Here is an 18,139-nt window from a genome sequence, read left to right as displayed (position 1 = left end):
AGCTCGCATGGGGAGCAGCCGCACGGTCCGCTGATCGGTACCCGGGCGGACAGGCGGGACAGCCGGAGCTATCCGGGGCGACCGGCTTTCTCGGCGGCACGTACCGCGTCGGCGAAGGCCAGTGCGGCGGCCCGCAGCTCGGCCTCGGCGTCGAGACCGGCGGCCCGGGCCTCAGCGACCACCCGCAGCAGGAGACCGCCGAGGTCGTCACCGTCCGGCAGGGGCACCTCGACACCCGCGCGTTCCACCCGGTGCAGGATCTTCGCGGCCAGGGCGAGGGCGGGCTGGCTGAGCGCGATCCCGTCGAGAACCGAGTCGCGGGCCTTCTCCTCGCGTTTGATCCGCTCCCAGTTGGCGGTGATCTCCTCGATGTCGGCGACCCGCTCACCGGCGAAGACGTGCGGGTTACGCCGGATCATCTTGTCGACCAGATCGCCGGCGACGTCGTCGATGCTCCACCGGTCGCTTTCGGCGCGTTCCTCGGCGAGGCGGGCGTGCAGCACCACCTGCAGCAGTACGTCGCCGAGTTCCTCGCGCAGCGCGCCGAGGTCACCGCCGATGATCGCGTCGTACGCCTCGTAGCTCTCCTCCAGCAGGTACGGAGCGAGCGTCTGGTGGTTCTGCTGCCGCTTCCACGGGTCACCGCCGGGTGAGACGAGCCGGTCCATCACCTCGACGGCGTCCAGCAGCCGGGCGCCGGGTGGGTCCCATGAGCCGTACATCTGCTCGAGCTCGGCCAGGCCGGGTTCGCGGACCAGCCGCAGACCGAGCTGCCGGGCGAACGACAGGTCGCCGTGCGGCCCGGCGAGCCAGACCGCGGCCGCCTGCCCGGCGATCACGTCGAGGAACCCCTGGGCGTCGGTGTCGAGGACGGTCACCGGCACGCCGGCCGCCCGCAGTGCGGCGGTCTGGGTGCTCTCGGCGCCGGTGTAGACCGGATGCGCCCGGACCGTGTCCCATGCCTCCGCGGTCAGGAGTCCGGCCGGCAGCCGTGGCGAGGTGACGAGCAGGACGATCCGGACGCTCAAGACATGTCCGTCACCGGCAGCGGCTCGTAGTCGCCGAAGTCGGTGGTGAGCAGGTCGCGCTTGATGGTCTCGGTGTCGATCCGCAGCACGGACACCTGGAAGGGCTCGTAGCGCGGGTTGACGGTGATCCCGAGGTCGGTGGCGACCGCCTGGATCTGGTCGCGCACCTTGGCCACGCCGGCGACCAGCTGCTGGTCCTCCGCGGGCAGCGTGCTCTTCCAGGTGGCGAAGTCCTGGCCGGGCTGGACGCCGCCGACCGCGACGAGCTGGTCGTAGATGGACTTCAGGTCGGCGTCGGCCGGTGTGCCGCCGGTCCCGAGGGACCGCAGCAGGAGGCTGTGCAGGACCAGGATCTCCACCTTGATGCGCGCGTAGTCGGTCCCGACGGGCAGCTTCTGTTCGGCGGCGATCTCGTCGATCGACAGGCCGGCGGGCATGGTGACGCCACGCTGGTCCGCGACCCGGTCGTAGAGGTCCCGCGTGACCAGGGCGTGCACCACGTCGACCCGGCTGAACGGCATCCGCACCGGCGGCGCCGTGATGGTCGGCGCCGGGGTCACCTTCTCACCCTTGTCCTTGAGCTGCTGCTCCTTCTCACGCTGCGCCTTCTCGGCCTCGGCCGCCTGAGCGCGCGCCTGCTCGGTGAGACGGTCGTGTCCGTTGTCCCAGATCTCCTGAACCTGCTGCTCGGAGATCTTCTCGGTGTCACCGAGATAGGCCGCGACGGATGACTCGGTGCGGCAGGCGGAGAGCCCGCCGACGGCGAGGGACGCGGCGACAACGGCGGAGGCGAGTCGGCGAGCACGAGACATGGTCAACACTCTCTCACGGTCATTGTGATTTACGTCGCCCGGCCCGTACCGGCTTTGGCGACCTCGGGTTTCACCGGTTCGCCGAGGACGTCCTTGAGCAGCTGGGCGCACCACTGGAGCAGCGCCTGGTCGCGCAGGAGCTCGCCGCCGATCCGGCGGGTGCTCGGCCGCGGCACGCTGACCTGGTCGGCGCCGGGCTTGTAGACCGAGTCCGGGTGGTACCGCTTGAGCCGCAGTTGCTTGGAGTCGGGCAGGCCGAGCGGCGAGAACCGGATGTGCTTGCCCTGCATGGAGACGTCCGCCAGGCCGTAGGCGCGGGCGACCTGCCGGAACCGGGCCACCGCGATCAGGTTGACGACCGGGGCGGGCGGTTCGCCGTACCGGTCCTTCATCTCGCCGACCACCTCGTCGAGCCGGGCCTCGTCGCGTGCCTCGGCGAGTTTCCGGTACATCTCGAGGCGCAGGCGCTCGACCGAGATGTACTCGGTGGGCAGGTGCGCGTCGATCGGCAGGTCGATCTTGACCTCGGTCTCCTCCTCCTGGCGCTCGCCCTTGAACTGGGCCACCGCCTCGCCCACCATGCGCACGTAGAGGTCGAAACCGACGCCCTCGATGTGTCCGGACTGCTCGCCGCCGAGCAGGTTGCCGGCACCCCGGATCTCCAGGTCCTTCATGGCCACGTACATGCCGGCACCGAGTTCGGTGTGCTGTGCGATGGTGGCCAGCCGCTCGTGGGCGTGCTCGGTGAGCGGCTTGTCCCGCGGGTAGAGGAAGTACGCGTACGCCCGCTCGCGCCCCCGGCCGACCCGGCCGCGGATCTGGTGCAGCTGGGCGAGACCGAGCAGGTCGGCGCGCTCCAGGATGAGGGTGTTGGCGTTCGGGATGTCGATGCCGGACTCGACGATCGTGGTGCAGACCAGGACGTCGAACTCCTTCTCCCAGAAGCCGACCATCACCTTCTCGAGCTGTTCCTCGCTCATCTGGCCGTGCGCCACCGCGACCCGGGCCTCGGGCACCAGCTCCCGGAGCTTGCGGGCCGCCCGGTCGATCGACTCGACCCGGTTGTGCAGGTAGAAGACCTGACCGTCGCGCAGCAGCTCGCGGTGGATGGCGGCGGCGACCTGCTTCTCGTCGTAGGCGCCGACGTACGTGAGCACCGGGTGCCGTTCCTCCGGCGGGGTGGCGATGGTGGACATCTCCCGGATGCCGGTGATGGCCATCTCCAGGGTCCGCGGGATCGGGGTGGCCGACATGGTCAGCACGTCGACCGAGGCCCGCAGAGCCTTGAGCTGCTCCTTGTGCTCGACGCCGAAGCGCTGCTCCTCGTCCACGATGATCAGGCCCAGGTTCTTGAACCGGGTCGACTTGGAGAGCAGCCGGTGCGTGCCGATGATGATGTCGACGGTGCCGTTGGCCGCGCCCTCCAGGGTGAGGGTGGTCTCCTTCGGCGTCTGGAACCGGGACAGCTGCTTGATCTGCACCGGGAACTGGCTCATCCGCTCGGTGAACGTGTTGAAGTGCTGCTGGGCCAGCAGCGTGGTGGGCACGAGCACGGCCACCTGCTTGCCGTCCTGCACGGCTTTGAACGCCGCTCGTACCGCGATCTCGGTCTTGCCGTAACCCACGTCGCCACAGATCAGCCGGTCCATCGGGACCTGCAGTTCCATGTCTTGCTTGACCTCGATGATCGCGGCCATCTGGTCGGGCGTCTCGGTGTACGGGAACGCGTCCTCCAGCTCACGCTGCCACGGGGTGTCCGGGCCGAACGCGTGGCCCGAGGACGCCTGCCGGGCCGCGTACAGCTGGATGAGCTGGGCGGCGATCTCCTTGACCGCCTTCTTGGCCCGCGCCTTGCTCTTCTGCCAGTCGGAGCCGCCCATCTTGTGCAGGGTGGGCGACTCGCCGCCGACGTAGCGGGAGAGCTGGTCGAGCTGGTCGGTCGGGACGAACAGCCGGTCACCGGGCTGGCCGCGCTTGGACGGCGCGTACTCGATCACCAGGTACTCCCGCTCGGCGCCGTTGACCGCGCGCTGCACCAGCTCGATGTAGCGCCCGATGCCGTGCTGCTCGTGCACCACGAAGTCGCCGGTCTTGAGCTCCAGCGGGTCGATGGTGTTGCGCCGGCGGGCCGGCATCTTGCGCATGTCCTTCGTGGACGCGCCGCGGCCACCGGAGATGTCGTTCCCGGTGATCACCGCGAGCCGGGACGCCTCGTCGACGAATCCGTGGTTCAGCCCGCCACAGGTGATCAGCAGCTGCCCGTCGCCGATCGCCTCGGGGATCGAGTCGACGGTGCTCACCCCGAGGCCGGCGTCGCGCAGCAGCTCGGCGGCCCGCTGTGCGGTCCCCTTGCCCTCGAACACCAGCGCGACGGCCCAGCCCTGGCCGGTCCACCCGGCGAGGTCACCGGCGAGCCGCCCGGTGTCGCCGTGGTACAGCGGAACGGGCTGCGCGGCCAGCGCGATCGCGTCACCGAGGTCCGGGGCGACCTCGACCCGCGGAGTCTCGAGCCAGGGCGTATCGGATTCCGGCGCATCCGCCGTGGCCAGGCCGAAGGGTGAGAGGGTCCACCAGGGTTGCTTGAGGACGGCCGCGTGTGCGCGTACGTCCGCAAGGCTCTTGAAGGCGACCGCGCCCACGTCGATCGGTGCCTGGCCGCCGACGGCGGCCGCCGCCCAGGAGGCCTCCAGGAACTCGTCCGATGTACGGGTGAGGTCGTGCGCCCGGGTCCGGATCCGTTCCGGGTCGCAGAGCAGCACATGGGTGCCCGCCGGCATGCAGTCGATCAGCAGTTCCATGCTGTCGGTGCCGCGCAGCAGAGCGGGTGCCAGCGACTCCATGCCCTCGACCGGGATGCCCTCGGCCAGCTTGTCGAGGATCTCGGCGAGTTCGGGATGCTCGGCCGCGAGAGAAGCGGCCTTGGCACGCACCGCCGGGGTGAGCAGCAGCTCCCGGCAGGGCGGCGCCCACAGGTGCGGAACCTGGTCGATGGTGCGCTGGTCGGCGACGGCGAAGGTGCGAATCTCCTCCACCTCGTCGCCCCAGAACTCGACCCGGGACGGGTGCTCGTCGGTGGGCGGGAAGACGTCCAGGATGCCGCCGCGGACCGCGAACTCGCCGCGCTTGGTGACCAGGTCGACCCGTGCGTACGCCATGTCGGAGAGCCGCCGGGCGACGTCCTCGAGTTCCGCCTCACGACCGGCGACCAGCTCCACCGGCTCCAGGTCGCCGAGGCCCTTGAGCTGTGGCTGCAGCAGCGACCGGACCGGGGCGACGATGACCCGGAGCGGGTCGTCGCCGGGGTGGGCCAGGCGGCGCAGCACGGCCAGGCGGCGGCCGACCGTGTCCGAGCGCGGCGACAGGCGCTCGTGCGGCAGCGTCTCCCAGGACGGGTAGACGGCGACCAGGCCCGGGTCCATCAGGCAACCGAGCGCGTCGGCGAGGTCGTCGGCCTCACGCGAGGTGGCGGTGACGGCCAGGACCGGACGCTGGGCACCGCCGAGGGCAGTAGGCCCGGCAACGGTGGCCACCACGAACGGCCGCAGCGAGACCGGCGCCGTCAGGTCGAGCGCGTCCGAGTCGACGAAGCCTTTAGCTGCCAGGTCGCGTGCACGGGCGAGGCCACGATCGCGCAGAGCGGCAGGAATCAGACCGGACAGTTGCATGACGAGGGACCCCCCGAGGGCACGACGAACAGCCCCGCTCCAGGTGGAGGACGGGGGTGTGCCCCCATGTTAGTCCGACACGCTGACAGATCCCGCACTGCGCGTGTTATCGCACTGCATGTCCGACATGTGGGCCGAACCGCCGTGGAAGAGTGCCCCGACGTTCGCACGATTAAGGGGGAGGCAAACGTGCGGATCTTGCTTCTCTGCTCGGCTTTCAACGGTCTGAGCCAACGCGTCTGGTGCGCTCTGCGCGATGCCGGGCACGAGACCGGGGTGCTGCTGGCGACCGGCGAGCGGGACATCACCGAAGGGGTGCGGGCGGCCGGCCCGGACCTGATCATCGCGCCGTACCTGGTCCACCGGGTACCGGCCGCGGTGTGGCGCAACTGGCGCACGATCATCGTGCACCCCGGCCCGGTCGGTGACCGCGGGCCGTCCTCGCTGGACTGGGCGATCAGCGACGGCGTGCACACCTGGGGGGTGACCGCGCTGCAGGCGGTCGAGGAGTTCGACGCCGGCCCGATCTGGGCCACCCGTACGTTCTCGATGCCGGCGCAGCCGCCGCGCAAGTCGGCGCTCTATGCCGGCCCGGTCGCCGACGCCGCACTGGAATGCGTCTTCGAGGTGGTCGCGAAGGCCGCCGACCCCGGATTCGTCCCGGTGCCGGCCGCCGACGCACCGGCCGGTACCCCCGGCGCCCGGCTGCGGCCGGCGATGCGGCAGGCCGACCGGGCCTTCGACTGGGCGGAGCCGACCGGGACCGTGCTGCGCCGGATCCGCGCCGCGGACGGCTCACCCGGCGTGCGCACCGAGGTGGGTGGCCTCGAGGTGTACGCCTACGACGCGCACCCGGGACTCGCGCGCGGCCACCGGCCGGGCACGGTGATCGGCCGCCGCCAGGGTGCCGTGCTGGTGGCCACCGGCGACGGCAGCCTCTGGCTCGGCCAACTACGCCCGGCTGCCACCGGCGGGATCAAACTGCCCGCGACCAGCGTCCTCGGCGACCGGCTGCGCGGTGTGCCGCACTCACCGGCACCGGCCGGCGTCGACCCGGAGGTGCCGGGTGTGTTCCGGCAGGTCCGCTACCGGCGTACCGGGGCGGTCGGCTGGCTGCACTTCGACTTCTACAACGGCGCGATGTCGCCCGGCCACTCACGGCGCCTGCTGACCGCACTGCGGCACGCGATCGGGCAGGACACCCGGGTGCTGGTGCTGCGCGGCGGTACCGAGGCGTTCAGCAACGGCATCCACCTCGGTGCGATCGAGGCGGCGGCCGATCCGCACGTCGCCGCGTGGGCCTCGATCCAGGCCATCAACGAGGTGTGCCGGGAGATCATCACGTGTACCCGGCAGGTCGTGGTGGCGGCCTACGCGGGCAGCGCCGGGGCCGGCGGGGTGATGCTCGGACTGGGCGCGGACATCGTCGCGGCCCGGGACGGGACCGTGCTCAACCCGTACTACGACATGGGGTTGTTCGGCAGCGAACTGCACACCTACTCGCTGCCGCGCCGGGTCGGCGCCGACCTGGCGCAGCGGCTGATCGACGACAAGCTGCCGGTGAGCACCGCACATGCGGCCCGGATCGGCCTGGTGGACGAGGTCGGGCCACGGCACCCGGAGGCGTACGGCCGATGGCTCACCGCCCTGGCCGAACGCCACGGTGACGTGACCGCCTCCCGCCGCCGGCGTGCCGCGAAGGCGAGGCGGCTCGCCGCCGAACGGATTCCGCTGGACGTGTACGAGACCCGCGAGCTGGCCGAGATGAGCCGCGACATCTTCACCGACCGTTCCGGGTTCGCCGCGGCCCGCCGGGCGTTCGTCCACAAGCTGCGCCCCGGTTGCACGCCTCGGCACCTGCTGCTGGCCGCCAATGCCGGGCCGGCCGTGACCGCACGGCAACGACCTGCGAACAGCGGCCCGGTGGCCGCCGCCCTGCGCCCCGCCGTACCGGTGACGGCCTGAACGATGAGCATCCTGCACACCCCGGACCCCGGGGCTACTCAGCCTGTCCCGCTCATCGCCAAGGTGCCGCCGCAGCGTCCGCCGACCGGCCGCACCCCGATGCCCAGCGACGAGATGGGCAGTACCCATGTCCTCCCCCGGCAGTCGGCATACAGCGCCTACAGCGTGCTCGCCGGACCGGCCCGGGAGGCGCCCGCCGACGGCGAGACGTACCGGGTCGGCATGCGGCGACTGGACCGCAGCCGTCCGATCCGGACGCTGCTGATCACCCTGTTCGCCTTCGCCTTCGAGAGCACCTTCTTCGGCTGGCTGGTCACCTCGATCGAGATGCCGGACCAGCGGCTGCACACGATCCTGTACCTGGCGACCGGCTTCATGATCGTGGCGACCGCGGTGATCGAGCTGTTCCGCCTGGTCAACGTCGTGACCCTGTGCCTTTCCACGCTCTGGGCACGGGATCCGCAGCCGGTGGTGCCGGACACCACGCTGCGGGTCGCGTTCCTCACCACGATCGTGCCCGGCAAGGAGCCGGTCGAGATGGTGGAACGGACCCTGCGAGCCGCCCGCCAGGTGCGTTACGACGGGCCGTACGACGTGTGGCTGCTCGACGAGGGCGACGACCCGGTGGTCAAGCTGATGTGCCGGCGGCTCGGTGTGCGGCACTTCTCCCGCAAGGGGATCGAGGAGTTCAACACCGCGAGCGGCCGGTACAAGACGAGGACCAAGCACGGCAACTACAACTCCTGGCTGACCGCGCACGGCGGCGGGTACGACGTCTTCGTCTCGGTCGACCCCGACCACGTCCCGGCACCGAACTTCTGCGAGCGGCTGCTCGGCTACTTCCGCGACCCGGACGTGGCGTTCGTGGTGGGGCCGCAGATCTACGGCAACTACGACAACCGGGTGACCCGCTGGGCCGAGTCGCAGCAGTACCTGTTCCACTCGCTGCTGCAGCGGGCCGGCAACCGGCGCGGCATCGCCATGCTGGTCGGCACCAACAACGCGGTACGCATCGCGGCGATCGAGCAGATCGGCGGCCTGCAGGACTCGATCACCGAGGACATGGCCACCAGCCTGGAGATGCACGCCACCCGCAACCCGGTCACCGGCCGGCGCTGGACCTCGGTCTACACCCCGGACGTGCTGGCCGTCGGCGAGGGACCGTCCTCGTGGACCGACTACTTCACCCAGCAGCACCGCTGGTCCCGGGGCACCGACGAGGTGGTGGTGCGCCGCTTCGCCACGATGGTGTGGCGGCTCGGCCCGGCGCGGGCGCTGCACTACGGGCTGCTCATGTCGTACTACCCGCTGACCGCGGCGGCGTGGCTGCTCGGTGCGCTGAACGCGGCCTGCTTCCTGCTGCTGGGCGCGAAGGGCGTACAGGTGCCGGGCGAGGTCTGGCTGATGCTCTATGTGGACGCCGCGCTCTTCCAGGTCGGCCTCTACCTGTTCAACCGGCGGCACAACGTCAGCCCGCACGAGACGTCCGGATCGTCGGGACTGGCCGGGATGCTCGCGTCGACGCTGTGCACGCCCATCTACGTGTCGTCGTTCGTGTCCGCGGTGCTGCGCCGCACGACCGGTTTCGTGGTGACCCCGAAGGGCGACTCGACAAGCCCCGACCGGTTCGCCACGTTCGCGTCCGGCCTGCGCTGGGCGCTGCTCTACGCCGTACTGCTGGCCGTCGCGCCGTTCATCGACCACGTCGACCCGGCCATGTACGCCTGGCCCGCTCTCAACCTCGCCATCTGCCTCACCCCGGTGACGCTGTGGCTGATCTCCCGAAGGAAAACGGCATGAAGCCCCGCACGCGTCCGTCCCTCGCCCGCCGTACGGTGAGCGGGCTCGTCACGCTCGTGGTGGTGGCCGTCGTGGCGATCGCGAACCGCCCGATGGTCGCCGTCGCCGCCGAGGCCCTGCACACGTACCAGATCAATCGTCAGTCCTACAAGGAGCGCCACGGGCACTGGGCGCGACTGCCGGTGCCGCGCGGCTTCAAGGTCAACGCGATCCACGCGGCGCTGCTGCACACCGGCAAGGTGCTGATCATCGCGGGCAGCGGCAACAACAAGGACGCGTTCGAGGAGAAGTCGTTCCGGACCGTGCTCTACGACCCCCGCGACGACGAGTTCACCGAGGTGCACACACCGACCGACGTGTTCTGCGCCGGGCACACCTTCCTGCCGGACGGCAAGCTGCTGGTGGCCGGCGGCACCAAGTCGTACGAGGTGCTGGAGGCGGACGTGGAGCACGCCGCCGGGGTCATGAAGATCAAGAACGAGTCGCCGGACGGCCCGCGGGCCTTCCCGAAGAACACCCGGCTGCTCTCGGCGACCGGTGAGGCGTACCGGACCCGCGCCAAGCTGACCGTCCCGGCGGCCCGCAAGGTGACGCACGGTCCGCACGCGACGTTCCACGCCGGCGAGGCGGAGGTCTGGGTCGACGCCGAGGCGAAGGGCGACCGGCCGGTGGTGACAACGCCGGCCCAGTATGCGATCGAGGGCCTGACCGGCACCGACGTCCGCAACGTCTACGGCATCGCCGAGAAGATCACCAGGGAGAAGCAGGAGTACGGCGGGGACCGCACCTCCTACGAGTTCGACCCGGTGACGGAACGTTACGTACGCACCGGCGACATGCGCGACCACCGGTGGTACCCGACCCTGATCGGCCTGACCGGTGGTGACGTGATCGCGGTCTCCGGGCTCGACCAGTTCGGCCGGATCCTGCCCGGCCGCAACGAGCGTTACCTGCCCGCGCAGCGCCGCTGGGTGGCCGCGCCCGAGCTGAAGCGCTACTTCCCCACCTATCCCGGCCTGCACCTCACGGCCGACGGGCGGGTCTTCTACTCCGGCTCCAACTCCGGGTACGGCTCGGACACCGAGGGCCGCACGCCCGGACTGTGGAACGTCGAGCGCAACACCTTCCAGGTGGTGCCCGGCCTGCGGGACCCGCACATGAACGAGACCAGTTCCTCCGTACTGCTGCCGCCGGCCCAGGACCAGAAGGTCATGATCCTCGGCGGTGGCGGGGTCGGCGAGTCCGAGGAGTCGACCGCACGCACCGACATCGCCGATCTGGACGCGCCGAGCCCCCGCTACACGCCCGGCCCGGACCTGCCGAAACCGGTCCGCTACCTGTCGACCGTGGTGCTGCCGGACGACACGGTCCTCACCACCGGCGGCTCGTCCGGATACCGGGGCGGGCCCTACCGGGGCGAGCCGCGCAGCGACCTGTTCAACTCGCAGATCTACCACCCGCGGCGCAATGCGTTCGAGAAGGCCGCCGAGTCGACGGTCGGCCGCAACTACCACTCCGAGGCGATCCTGCTGCCCGACGGCCGGGTGATCACCATGGGTGGCGACCCGCTCTACGACAAGACCGGGAAGAACGCCGGCACCTTCGAGCAGCGGATCGAGATCTACAGCCCGCCCTATCTCTTCCGGGGTGAGCGTCCGGAGATCACCGGCGGCCCGGCCACCGTCGATCGGGGGTCGAGCGCCTTCTTCGGTACGCCGGACGCGGCGCGCGTCGCCACGGCGCGACTTCTCCGGCCCAGCGCGGTCACCCACGTCACCGACGTCGACCAGCGGTCGGTGGCGCTCGGTCTGCAACGTTCCGCGGACGGCGTGCGGGTGACAGTGCCGGAAGAATCCGGTCTCGTACCGTCTGGGTGGTACATGCTGTTTCTTGTGGACGACAAGGGAATCCCGTCGACGGCTCGCTGGGTCCGGGTGCGCTGACCGGATGGGACGGCACCGCACTCCGGCCATGATGCTCGCCGTACTGCTCGGCGTCACCACGGGCAGCGTCATGCTGCGTGACCCCGCCGAACCCGCGCCGGCGAGCGCCGCCCGGCTCTACGTGGACCCGGGCGGCCTGGCACCCCGCTACCTGCGCAACCTGCGGCTCTCCGGACGCCACGCGGAGGCCGCGGTCATCCGGCGGATCGCCGACCAGCCCGCCGCGACCTGGTTCACCGACGCGCGGGCCGGGTTCGCCGACCGGGCCCGGCAGCTGGTCACGGCGGCCGGCGCGGCCGGGCGGACACCCGTCATGACGCTGTACTTCATCCCGCACCGGGACTGCCGGCAGTACTCGGCCGGGGGTGCGCGCAACGCCCGTACGTACCGTAATTGGATCTCCTCGATGGCCGCCGCGATGCGCGGGCACCGCGCCCTGGTCATCCTCGAACCGGACGCCGTGGCCCACGCCGTGCAGGGCTGCCTGGGGCCGCGCGCCGCCGCGTCCCGCTACGCCCTGCTCGCGCACGCCGTCGACACTCTCCGGGCCCAACCCGGCGTCGCGGTCTACCTCGACGCCGGCCACCCCGGATGGATCCCCGCGGAGCGGATGGCGCCGGCGTTGCGGCGGGCCGGCGGCACCCGCGCCCGCGGGTTCGCGCTCAACGTCGCCAACTTCGAGAGAACCACGACCAATCTGCGGTACGGAACAGCGCTCTCCCGGCTCCTCAGCGGCCGCCACTTCGTCGTCGACACGAGTCGCAACGGCAACGGGCCGGCCCGCCAGGGCAAAGGCGACCGGCACTGGTGCAACCCGCCCGGACGCCGGCTCGGGCACGTCCCGACACTGCGTACCGGGCAGGCACTCGTCGATGCGTACCTCTGGGTGAAACGCCCCGGCGAATCCGACGGTGCCTGCGGTGCCGGAGCCCCGGCCGCAGGTCAGTGGTACCCGGCCTATGCACGGAGTCTCACCGGGTCATGAGACTCTTGACTCAATTCGCCCCCTGACCGGGGCCCGCCGATAACATCGGCGAAGTCGGGACAGCGCCGTCCTGGAGCCATCCGAGCGAAGGAGCGCCCCGATGACAGAGCAGCCTGCCCTCGACGAGTTCGAGGGATCCGACGCCGCACTACGTGCCGATATCCGCCGGATCGGCACGTTGCTCGGTCAGACGCTGGCCCGGCAGGAGGGCCGACCCCTGCTCGACCTGGTCGAAGAGGTCCGCGCCCTGGTGCGCCAGGACGCCCCGGCCGCCGCCGACCGGCTCGCGTCGATGGACATCACCACCGGCACCAAGCTGGCCCGCGCCTTCTCCACCTACTTCCACCTGGCCAACATCATCGAGCAGGTGCACCGCGCCCGTGACCTGCGGCGCCGCCGGGCCAGGAACGGCGGCTGGCTCGACCAGGCCGCCGAGCGGATCGCCGAGAAGGCCGTGCCGGCCGACGAGATCGCCGCCGCCGCCCGCCGCCTCGCCATCCGCCCGGTTTTCACGGCGCACCCGACCGAGGCCGCCCGCCGCTCGATCCTGTCGAAGCTGCGCCAGGTCGCCGACTCACTCGACGCCGAGTCGGCGGCCGCCGCCCTCTACGGCGCCACCGACACGACCGCCTCCACCAAGCGGTTCGCCGAGCTCATCGACCTGCTCTGGCAGACCGACGAGCTGCGCCTCGACCGGCCCGACCCGACCGACGAGGCCCGCAACGCGGTCTACTACCTGAAGGACCTGTACGCCGACGCGGCCCCGCAGGTACTCGACGACCTCGCCGACACGCTGCGCCGCCTGGGCGTCGAGACGGCACCCACCTCCCGGCCGCTCACCTTCGGCTCGTGGATCGGCGGCGACCGCGACGGCAACCCGTTCGTCACGCCGAAGGTCACCAGCGAGGTCCTGCTCATCCAACATGAGCACGGGATCCAGGCCACCGAGAAGGCGATGGACAAGCTGATCGACGAGCTGTCCGTCTCCCGGCGGCTGCGCGGCGTCTCCCTCGACCTGTCCGCCAGCCTCGCCCAGGACCTCGACAACCTGCCCGAGGTCGCGGCCCGCTTCCGCCGGGTCAACGCCGAGGAGCCGTACCGGCTGAAGGTCCGGGCGATCAAGGCGAAACTTGCGAACACCCGCGCCCGGCTGGTCAACGGCACCCCGCACGTGCCCGGCCGCGACTACCTCGGCAGCGACGAGCTGATCAGCGACCTGGAACTGATGCGCGCCTCGCTGGCCCGCAACTCCGGCCAGCTGTCCGCCATCGGGGTGGTGTCGACCGCGATCCGCAACGCCTCCGCGTTCGGCCTCCAGCTGGCCACCCTCGACGTGCGCGAGCACGCCGAGAAGCACCACGAGGTGCTCCAGCAGATGTACGCCCAGGTCGGCGAGGTCGACGACTACGCCACCCTGGACCGCGTCTCGCGTACCAAACTGCTCGCCGCGGAACTGACCGGCCGGCGGCCGCTGTCGAACATCGACACGCCGCTCACCGACTCGGCCCGCAAGACCTTCGACGTTTTCCACACGATCCGCAAGGCGCAGGAGCGCTTCGGGCCGGACGTCATCGAGTCGTACATCATCTCGATGACCCTCGGTGTCGACGACGTGCTCGCCGCCGCCGTGCTGGCCCGCGAGGCCGGCCTCGTCGACATCCACACCGGGCGGGCCCAGGTCGACATCATCCCGCTGCTGGAGACCCCCGCCGAACTCGACGCCGGTGGCGACCTGCTCGACGAGATGCTCTCCATCCCGGCCTACCGGGAGATCGTCCGCGCCCGCGGCGACCTGCAGGAGGTCATGCTCGGCTACTCGGACTCCAACAAGGAGGCCGGGATCACCACCAGCCAGTGGCGGATCCACAAGGCGCAGCGTTCCCTGCGTGACGTCGCCGCCCGGCACGGCGTCCGGCTTCGGCTCTTCCACGGCCGCGGCGGCACCGTCGGCCGTGGTGGCGGCCCCACCCACGAGGCGATCCTGGCGCAGCCGTACGGCACGCTCGACGGCGCCATCAAGGTCACCGAGCAGGGTGAGGTCATCTCCGACAAGTACACGGTGCCCGCACTGGCCCGGGAGAACCTGGAACTGACCGTCGCCGCGGTCCTCCAGGCCACGCTGCTGCACACCAGCATCTCCGTCGACCCGGTCCACCTCGACGTGTGGGACTCGGTCATGGACACCGCCTCCGACGCGGCGTTCGCCCAGTACCGTTCGCTCGTCGAGGACCCCGACCTGGCCGCCTACTTCTGGGCCGCCACCCCGACCGAACTGCTCGGCGCCCTCAACATCGGCTCCCGCCCGGCCAAGCGCCCCAACGCGGACGCCGGCCTGAGCGGTCTGCGCGCCATCCCGTGGGTGTTCGGCTGGACCCAGACCCGGCAGATCGTCCCCGGCTGGTTCGGCGTCGGCACCGGCCTCGCCGCCGTCCGCGCCGCCGGCCTCGGCGACGAACTGGACGCCATGCACACCAACTGGCAGTTCTTCCGCACGTTCCTGTCGAACGTCGAGATGATGCTCGCCAAGACCGACCTGTCGATCGCCCGCCGCTACGTGGAGACCCTGGTCCCCGAAGAGCTCCGGCCCATCTTCACCAAGATCGAGCAGGAGTACGCCCTGACCGTCCAGGAAGTCCTGGCGATCACCGGCGGAACCGAACTCCTCGCCAACCAGCCGGAGCTGAACCGCACCCTCAGCGTCCGCGACACCTACCTGGAGCCGCTGCACCACCTGCAGGTGGCACTGCTGCGCCAGTACCGCGACCTGGGCGAAGCCGGCCGCCAGATGCCGACCGCCCCGGGCGCCCGCCGCGGACCGTCCGACTCCACCGCCCTGGAGCGGGCCTTGCTGACCACGGTCAACGGCATCGCCGCCGGCATGCGCAACACCGGCTGACCCGGCCGCCGATCAAACGAGGGCCCGCACCGGATCCGGTGCGGGCCCTCGCCATTTCCTGATGGTGCATTCCGTGCCCTTGTCCGGAAGCCATGCCCTGTTCCCGCGGCTCCCGCCCGGTGCCGCAACACGCGCCTTGTTGCGGCTCTCCGGCGTTGTTCGGCTCTCGGGCCTTGTCGGCTGTGCCTTGATCCTCTTCCTCCCCCTTGTTTTGGCTCGCTCTGGTTTTGCCACCTTGCTCTACGTCAGCCGCTTCCTTCCTCTCTTCCACCTTGTCCGAATCGCCCGCCTTGTTGCGCGGCCTCTCCTGCCTTGTTCCGCCTCCCCACCTTGTTCCGCCGTCTCTTCGGCCTTGTTCGGCGCCTCTCGCCTTGTCCGCTGCTCCGGCCTTGTCCCGGGTCTCGCGCCTGCCGCCTCTCTTGCCTGTTTGCAACTGCCCGCCAGTCCGTCCTTATGGCGGCTCCGCCAGGCCAACCTCCGCAAGCACCGGAACACCATCGCCCTCACAGTCGTCCGCTTACACCACCGCTATCGCTTACCGAGACTCCTCAGTCCTTCCAGCGGTCCGCTGGCACCCCCTCCCCTTTCCATCAGCCGATCTGCACGCATTCGTCCTCCGTCCGCCGCGATCCCACCCACCACCACGGCTCGGCCTTCCACAAGCGATCCGCACGCATTCGTCCTTCCGCCCGCCGCGATCCCACCCACCACCACGGCTCGGCCTTCCACCAGCCCATCCCCTGCCACGTCCTCGCCTCCCCAGCCCTCGCGCCGGCACGTGCTCGGCCTACCACGGGAACGCATTCGCTATTCCACCGTTCCCCCACCGCCACGCATTCGCCGTTCTACCAGCCCGTCCGCCACGTACTCGGCCTCCCACCAGCCCACTCACCGCCACGCATTCGCCGTTCCACCAGCTTGCCCGCCGATAGCTTCCCGGGCACCCACACGAGAACGAAGTTGCTCCAACATCTGTCCGCCGGCGTCTCTGACTTACGTGCCGAAAGTCGTGCAAATTGGCATGATTGAGTGCTTACACTTCAACGCGATAGCGGGGAAGAATTTACACATGGGACAGGGGTCGTTGTTCGACAGGGCGCAGATTTCGGCGATGCGCGATCGGACCGCTTCTCGCAGTTATTCTGCCGCTCGTGAAGAGTTCCGCCGGGAGCACGAGAGGCATCGAGCGTGGGGATTGCAACGCCGTCATGCCGAGAAGCTGCTACGCATTCGGCAGGCCGAGCAAATACCGCCAACTGCACCCAGCGAGATCCCTGCCGAATCCGCTTCGACCCCGGCGGTTGCTACCGGCCGGCAGACAGCCCCCGCACTCGAGACGCCTTCCGTCGCGCATGGCTCGACACCCGCGTCGGCGCAGCGTGATGAAACGATTCGGGCTTCCGGCAAACCGCCCACAGGGTCCACGCCTACACAGCCCACGATGTCCCACCTCACGCCGGGCCAACCGCAAACAGCACACAGGCCCTTGCAGTCCCCGGCATCCCAGCCGAAGCCCGAACAAGAACAAAAAGCACCCGCACCCACACAGCCCCAAGAACTTTCCTCATCGCCGCAACACTCGGATGCGATATCAGATTTTGGCCAGGCGAGACGTGGGGCGCCCATCCCCAAGCCGGACAGGCAGCTGATAGCGCAGAAGCCGGACCGGCAGCTGATAGAGCATTTATCGACTGGCGCCACGAGGGCACTGATGGCAATCATTTCGCAATTGGCTTTAGGGATACGGTGGCTTGATCCACCAACGCTTCGATCAACTCACCATAGGCGCCTATTGACTGATAATGGCCGCCACGGTGAGCCACCCAAAGCCGCAGGCGGCCATTACGATTCGGCATGCATTGGCCGCCGCGCGGTTGCCGAGGAGAAAGCATGCGGTGTTGATCTTCCGCTACCACGGATTTCTTTGTTTTACTTGGTAATGCAGCCATATCGCAAGAGGCTGGCCGAGATCGGCTCGGCGCCAGTCAGGTCGGTGGCGCTCGGGTCAGTCGAAGTCAGCTCAGCCAGGATCAGGTCGGCCTGGATCAGGTCGGCCAGAGTCGGCTCGGCCAGGATCGACTCGGCCCGGATCAGGTCCGCCGGAGTCGGCTCGACCGGGATCGGGTCGGCCCGGATCAGGTCGGCCCGGATCAGGTCGGCCCGGATCAGGTCGGCCCGGATCAGGTCGGCCCGGATCAGGTCGGCTCGGATCAGGTCCGCCGGGATCGGCTCGACCGGGATCGGGTCGACCGGGATCCGTCTGCCACTCGCAGCGTCCGTCCACCCGGCGCAGCGAAAGCGCCGTGTGCAAGGTCGACGCCTATGCGGCTTACGTCTGGCCGGAACAAGCAGTATCAGCCCGGGAGCTCTATAACCCCGGGAGCTCTATAACGAGTTGAGACTCCAGGTCGGTCAGCTCGCCGGCGGCCGGCAACGGCTCCATACGTCGCCGTGTGGCTCCGTTCCGAAGACGTCTGCGACACCGCCGTGTTCGGGCATCACTGCAAGCCTCAGGCGTCCGACCAGGGAACTCTTCGAACAGCTGGGGGGAATCGCCAGACGGCAGGTGTGGCAGCGACTTCGAACAGCGGCACATCGATCTCAGCTCGGTGTCCAACTCCAGCGCGCTAGTCAGATCGAAGGACCTGCGACTCGTAGCCGCGCGAAGGCAAGCACCGCTATGCCGAAAGCAGGAACGGCCAGCCGAAGGCAGACGGCGGACCGAAGGGAGATCCGGTGATGCCACGCCTGGCGGGACCGTGGGGGAAGGGATTGGCCCGCCGCCCGCGGGTGGGAGCGCGGACGACAGGCCTAAGGGGGATTCGGTGATGTCACGCTGGCGGGACCGTGCGGAAAGGATCGGCCCGCCGCCCGCGGATGGAAACGCGGACGACAGGCCGAAGGGCGATTCGGTGATGCCATGACTGACGGGACCGTGCGGAAAGGATCGGCCCGCCGCCCCCCGGTGGGGTCGGCGGCGGCGGGCGCGGGGGATGAAGGAAGGGGCCCCGGGAATTTGGGAAAACCAGTAAAGGGGGGGGGTGA

At 70.0% G+C, this 18,139-nt stretch carries 9 protein-coding genes; 5 read left to right on the top strand and 4 right to left on the bottom strand.

The window, feature by feature from the left end; translation table 11 throughout:
• Positions 1-68: 68 nt before the first annotated feature.
• Genes AB0G04_RS29740 through mfd form a run of 3 tightly spaced genes read right to left on the bottom strand, consistent with a single transcriptional unit; the run spans position 69 to position 5,505 of the window.
• Positions 69-1,028: a nucleoside triphosphate pyrophosphohydrolase gene (locus tag AB0G04_RS29740; RefSeq protein ID WP_360989161.1), complete on the bottom strand. Its 960-nt coding sequence runs from the start codon at positions 1,026-1,028 to the stop codon at positions 69-71.
• Positions 1,025-1,840, bottom strand: coding sequence for a hypothetical protein (locus AB0G04_RS29735; protein WP_360989159.1), 816 nt, complete (start codon positions 1,838-1,840; stop codon positions 1,025-1,027). The genes AB0G04_RS29740 and AB0G04_RS29735 overlap by 4 nt, the downstream gene beginning before the upstream one ends.
• Positions 1,841-1,869: 29 nt before the next feature.
• On the bottom strand, positions 1,870-5,505 hold the full coding sequence (mfd, locus tag AB0G04_RS29730) for a transcription-repair coupling factor (protein ID WP_360989157.1): 3,636 nt from the start codon (positions 5,503-5,505) through the stop codon (positions 1,870-1,872).
• Positions 5,506-5,694: 189 nt separating this feature from the next.
• On the opposite strand from mfd, the gene AB0G04_RS29725 reads away from it, so the two are divergent.
• The 5 genes from AB0G04_RS29725 to ppc all read left to right on the top strand — a co-directional run bounded on the left by AB0G04_RS29725 (position 5,695) and on the right by ppc (position 15,094).
• Positions 5,695-7,470, top strand: a complete 1,776-nt coding sequence (locus tag AB0G04_RS29725) for an enoyl-CoA hydratase-related protein (protein WP_360989155.1) — start codon at positions 5,695-5,697, stop codon at positions 7,468-7,470.
• Positions 7,471-7,473: 3 nt separating this feature from the next.
• Entirely contained in the window at positions 7,474-9,270 is a 1,797-nt protein-coding gene (locus AB0G04_RS29720; RefSeq protein ID WP_360989153.1) for a glycosyltransferase family 2 protein, read from the top strand.
• Positions 9,267-11,213 (top strand): galactose oxidase early set domain-containing protein, encoded by a 1,947-nt coding sequence (locus AB0G04_RS29715; protein WP_360989150.1) that lies wholly within the window; start codon positions 9,267-9,269, stop codon positions 11,211-11,213. The genes AB0G04_RS29720 and AB0G04_RS29715 overlap by 4 nt, the downstream gene beginning before the upstream one ends.
• A 4-nt stretch (positions 11,214-11,217) precedes the next feature.
• Entirely contained in the window at positions 11,218-12,198 is a 981-nt protein-coding gene (locus AB0G04_RS29710) for a glycoside hydrolase family 6 protein (RefSeq protein ID WP_360989147.1), read from the top strand.
• A 100-nt stretch (positions 12,199-12,298) separates the two neighbouring features.
• Complete coding sequence (gene ppc / locus AB0G04_RS29705) at positions 12,299-15,094, top strand: phosphoenolpyruvate carboxylase (RefSeq protein ID WP_360989144.1); 2,796 nt, start codon at positions 12,299-12,301, stop codon at positions 15,092-15,094.
• 1,929 nt (positions 15,095-17,023) lie between these two features.
• On the opposite strand, the gene AB0G04_RS29700 is transcribed toward ppc, so the two are convergent.
• Positions 17,024-17,305, bottom strand: a complete 282-nt coding sequence (locus AB0G04_RS29700) for a pentapeptide repeat-containing protein (protein WP_360989506.1) — start codon at positions 17,303-17,305, stop codon at positions 17,024-17,026.
• Between the last annotated feature and the right edge of the window lie 834 nt (positions 17,306-18,139).

Origin of the sequence: Actinoplanes sp. NPDC023801 (assembly GCF_040639655.1) — a bacterium.
In the GTDB taxonomy this organism is placed as follows: Bacteria; Actinomycetota; Actinomycetes; order Mycobacteriales; family Micromonosporaceae; genus Actinoplanes.
Note: the sequence above shows the minus strand (reverse complement) of the source record. Positions and strands in the feature narration are given on the sequence as shown.

What these genes read in the sequence shown, in the direction of transcription:
- AB0G04_RS29735 (WP_360989159.1), bottom strand. Translation starts at nt 1,840, where the DNA reads ATGTCTCGTGCTCGCCGACTCGCCTCCGCCGTTGTCGCCGCGTCCCTC.
- mfd (WP_360989157.1), bottom strand. Translation starts at nt 5,505, where the DNA reads ATGCAACTGTCCGGTCTGATTCCTGCCGCTCTGCGCGATCGTGGCCTC.
- AB0G04_RS29720 (WP_360989153.1), top strand. Translation starts at nt 7,474, where the DNA reads ATGAGCATCCTGCACACCCCGGACCCCGGGGCTACTCAGCCTGTCCCG.
- AB0G04_RS29715 (WP_360989150.1), top strand. Translation starts at nt 9,267, where the DNA reads ATGAAGCCCCGCACGCGTCCGTCCCTCGCCCGCCGTACGGTGAGCGGG.
- AB0G04_RS29710 (WP_360989147.1), top strand. Translation starts at nt 11,218, where the DNA reads ATGGGACGGCACCGCACTCCGGCCATGATGCTCGCCGTACTGCTCGGC.
- ppc (WP_360989144.1), top strand. Translation starts at nt 12,299, where the DNA reads ATGACAGAGCAGCCTGCCCTCGACGAGTTCGAGGGATCCGACGCCGCA.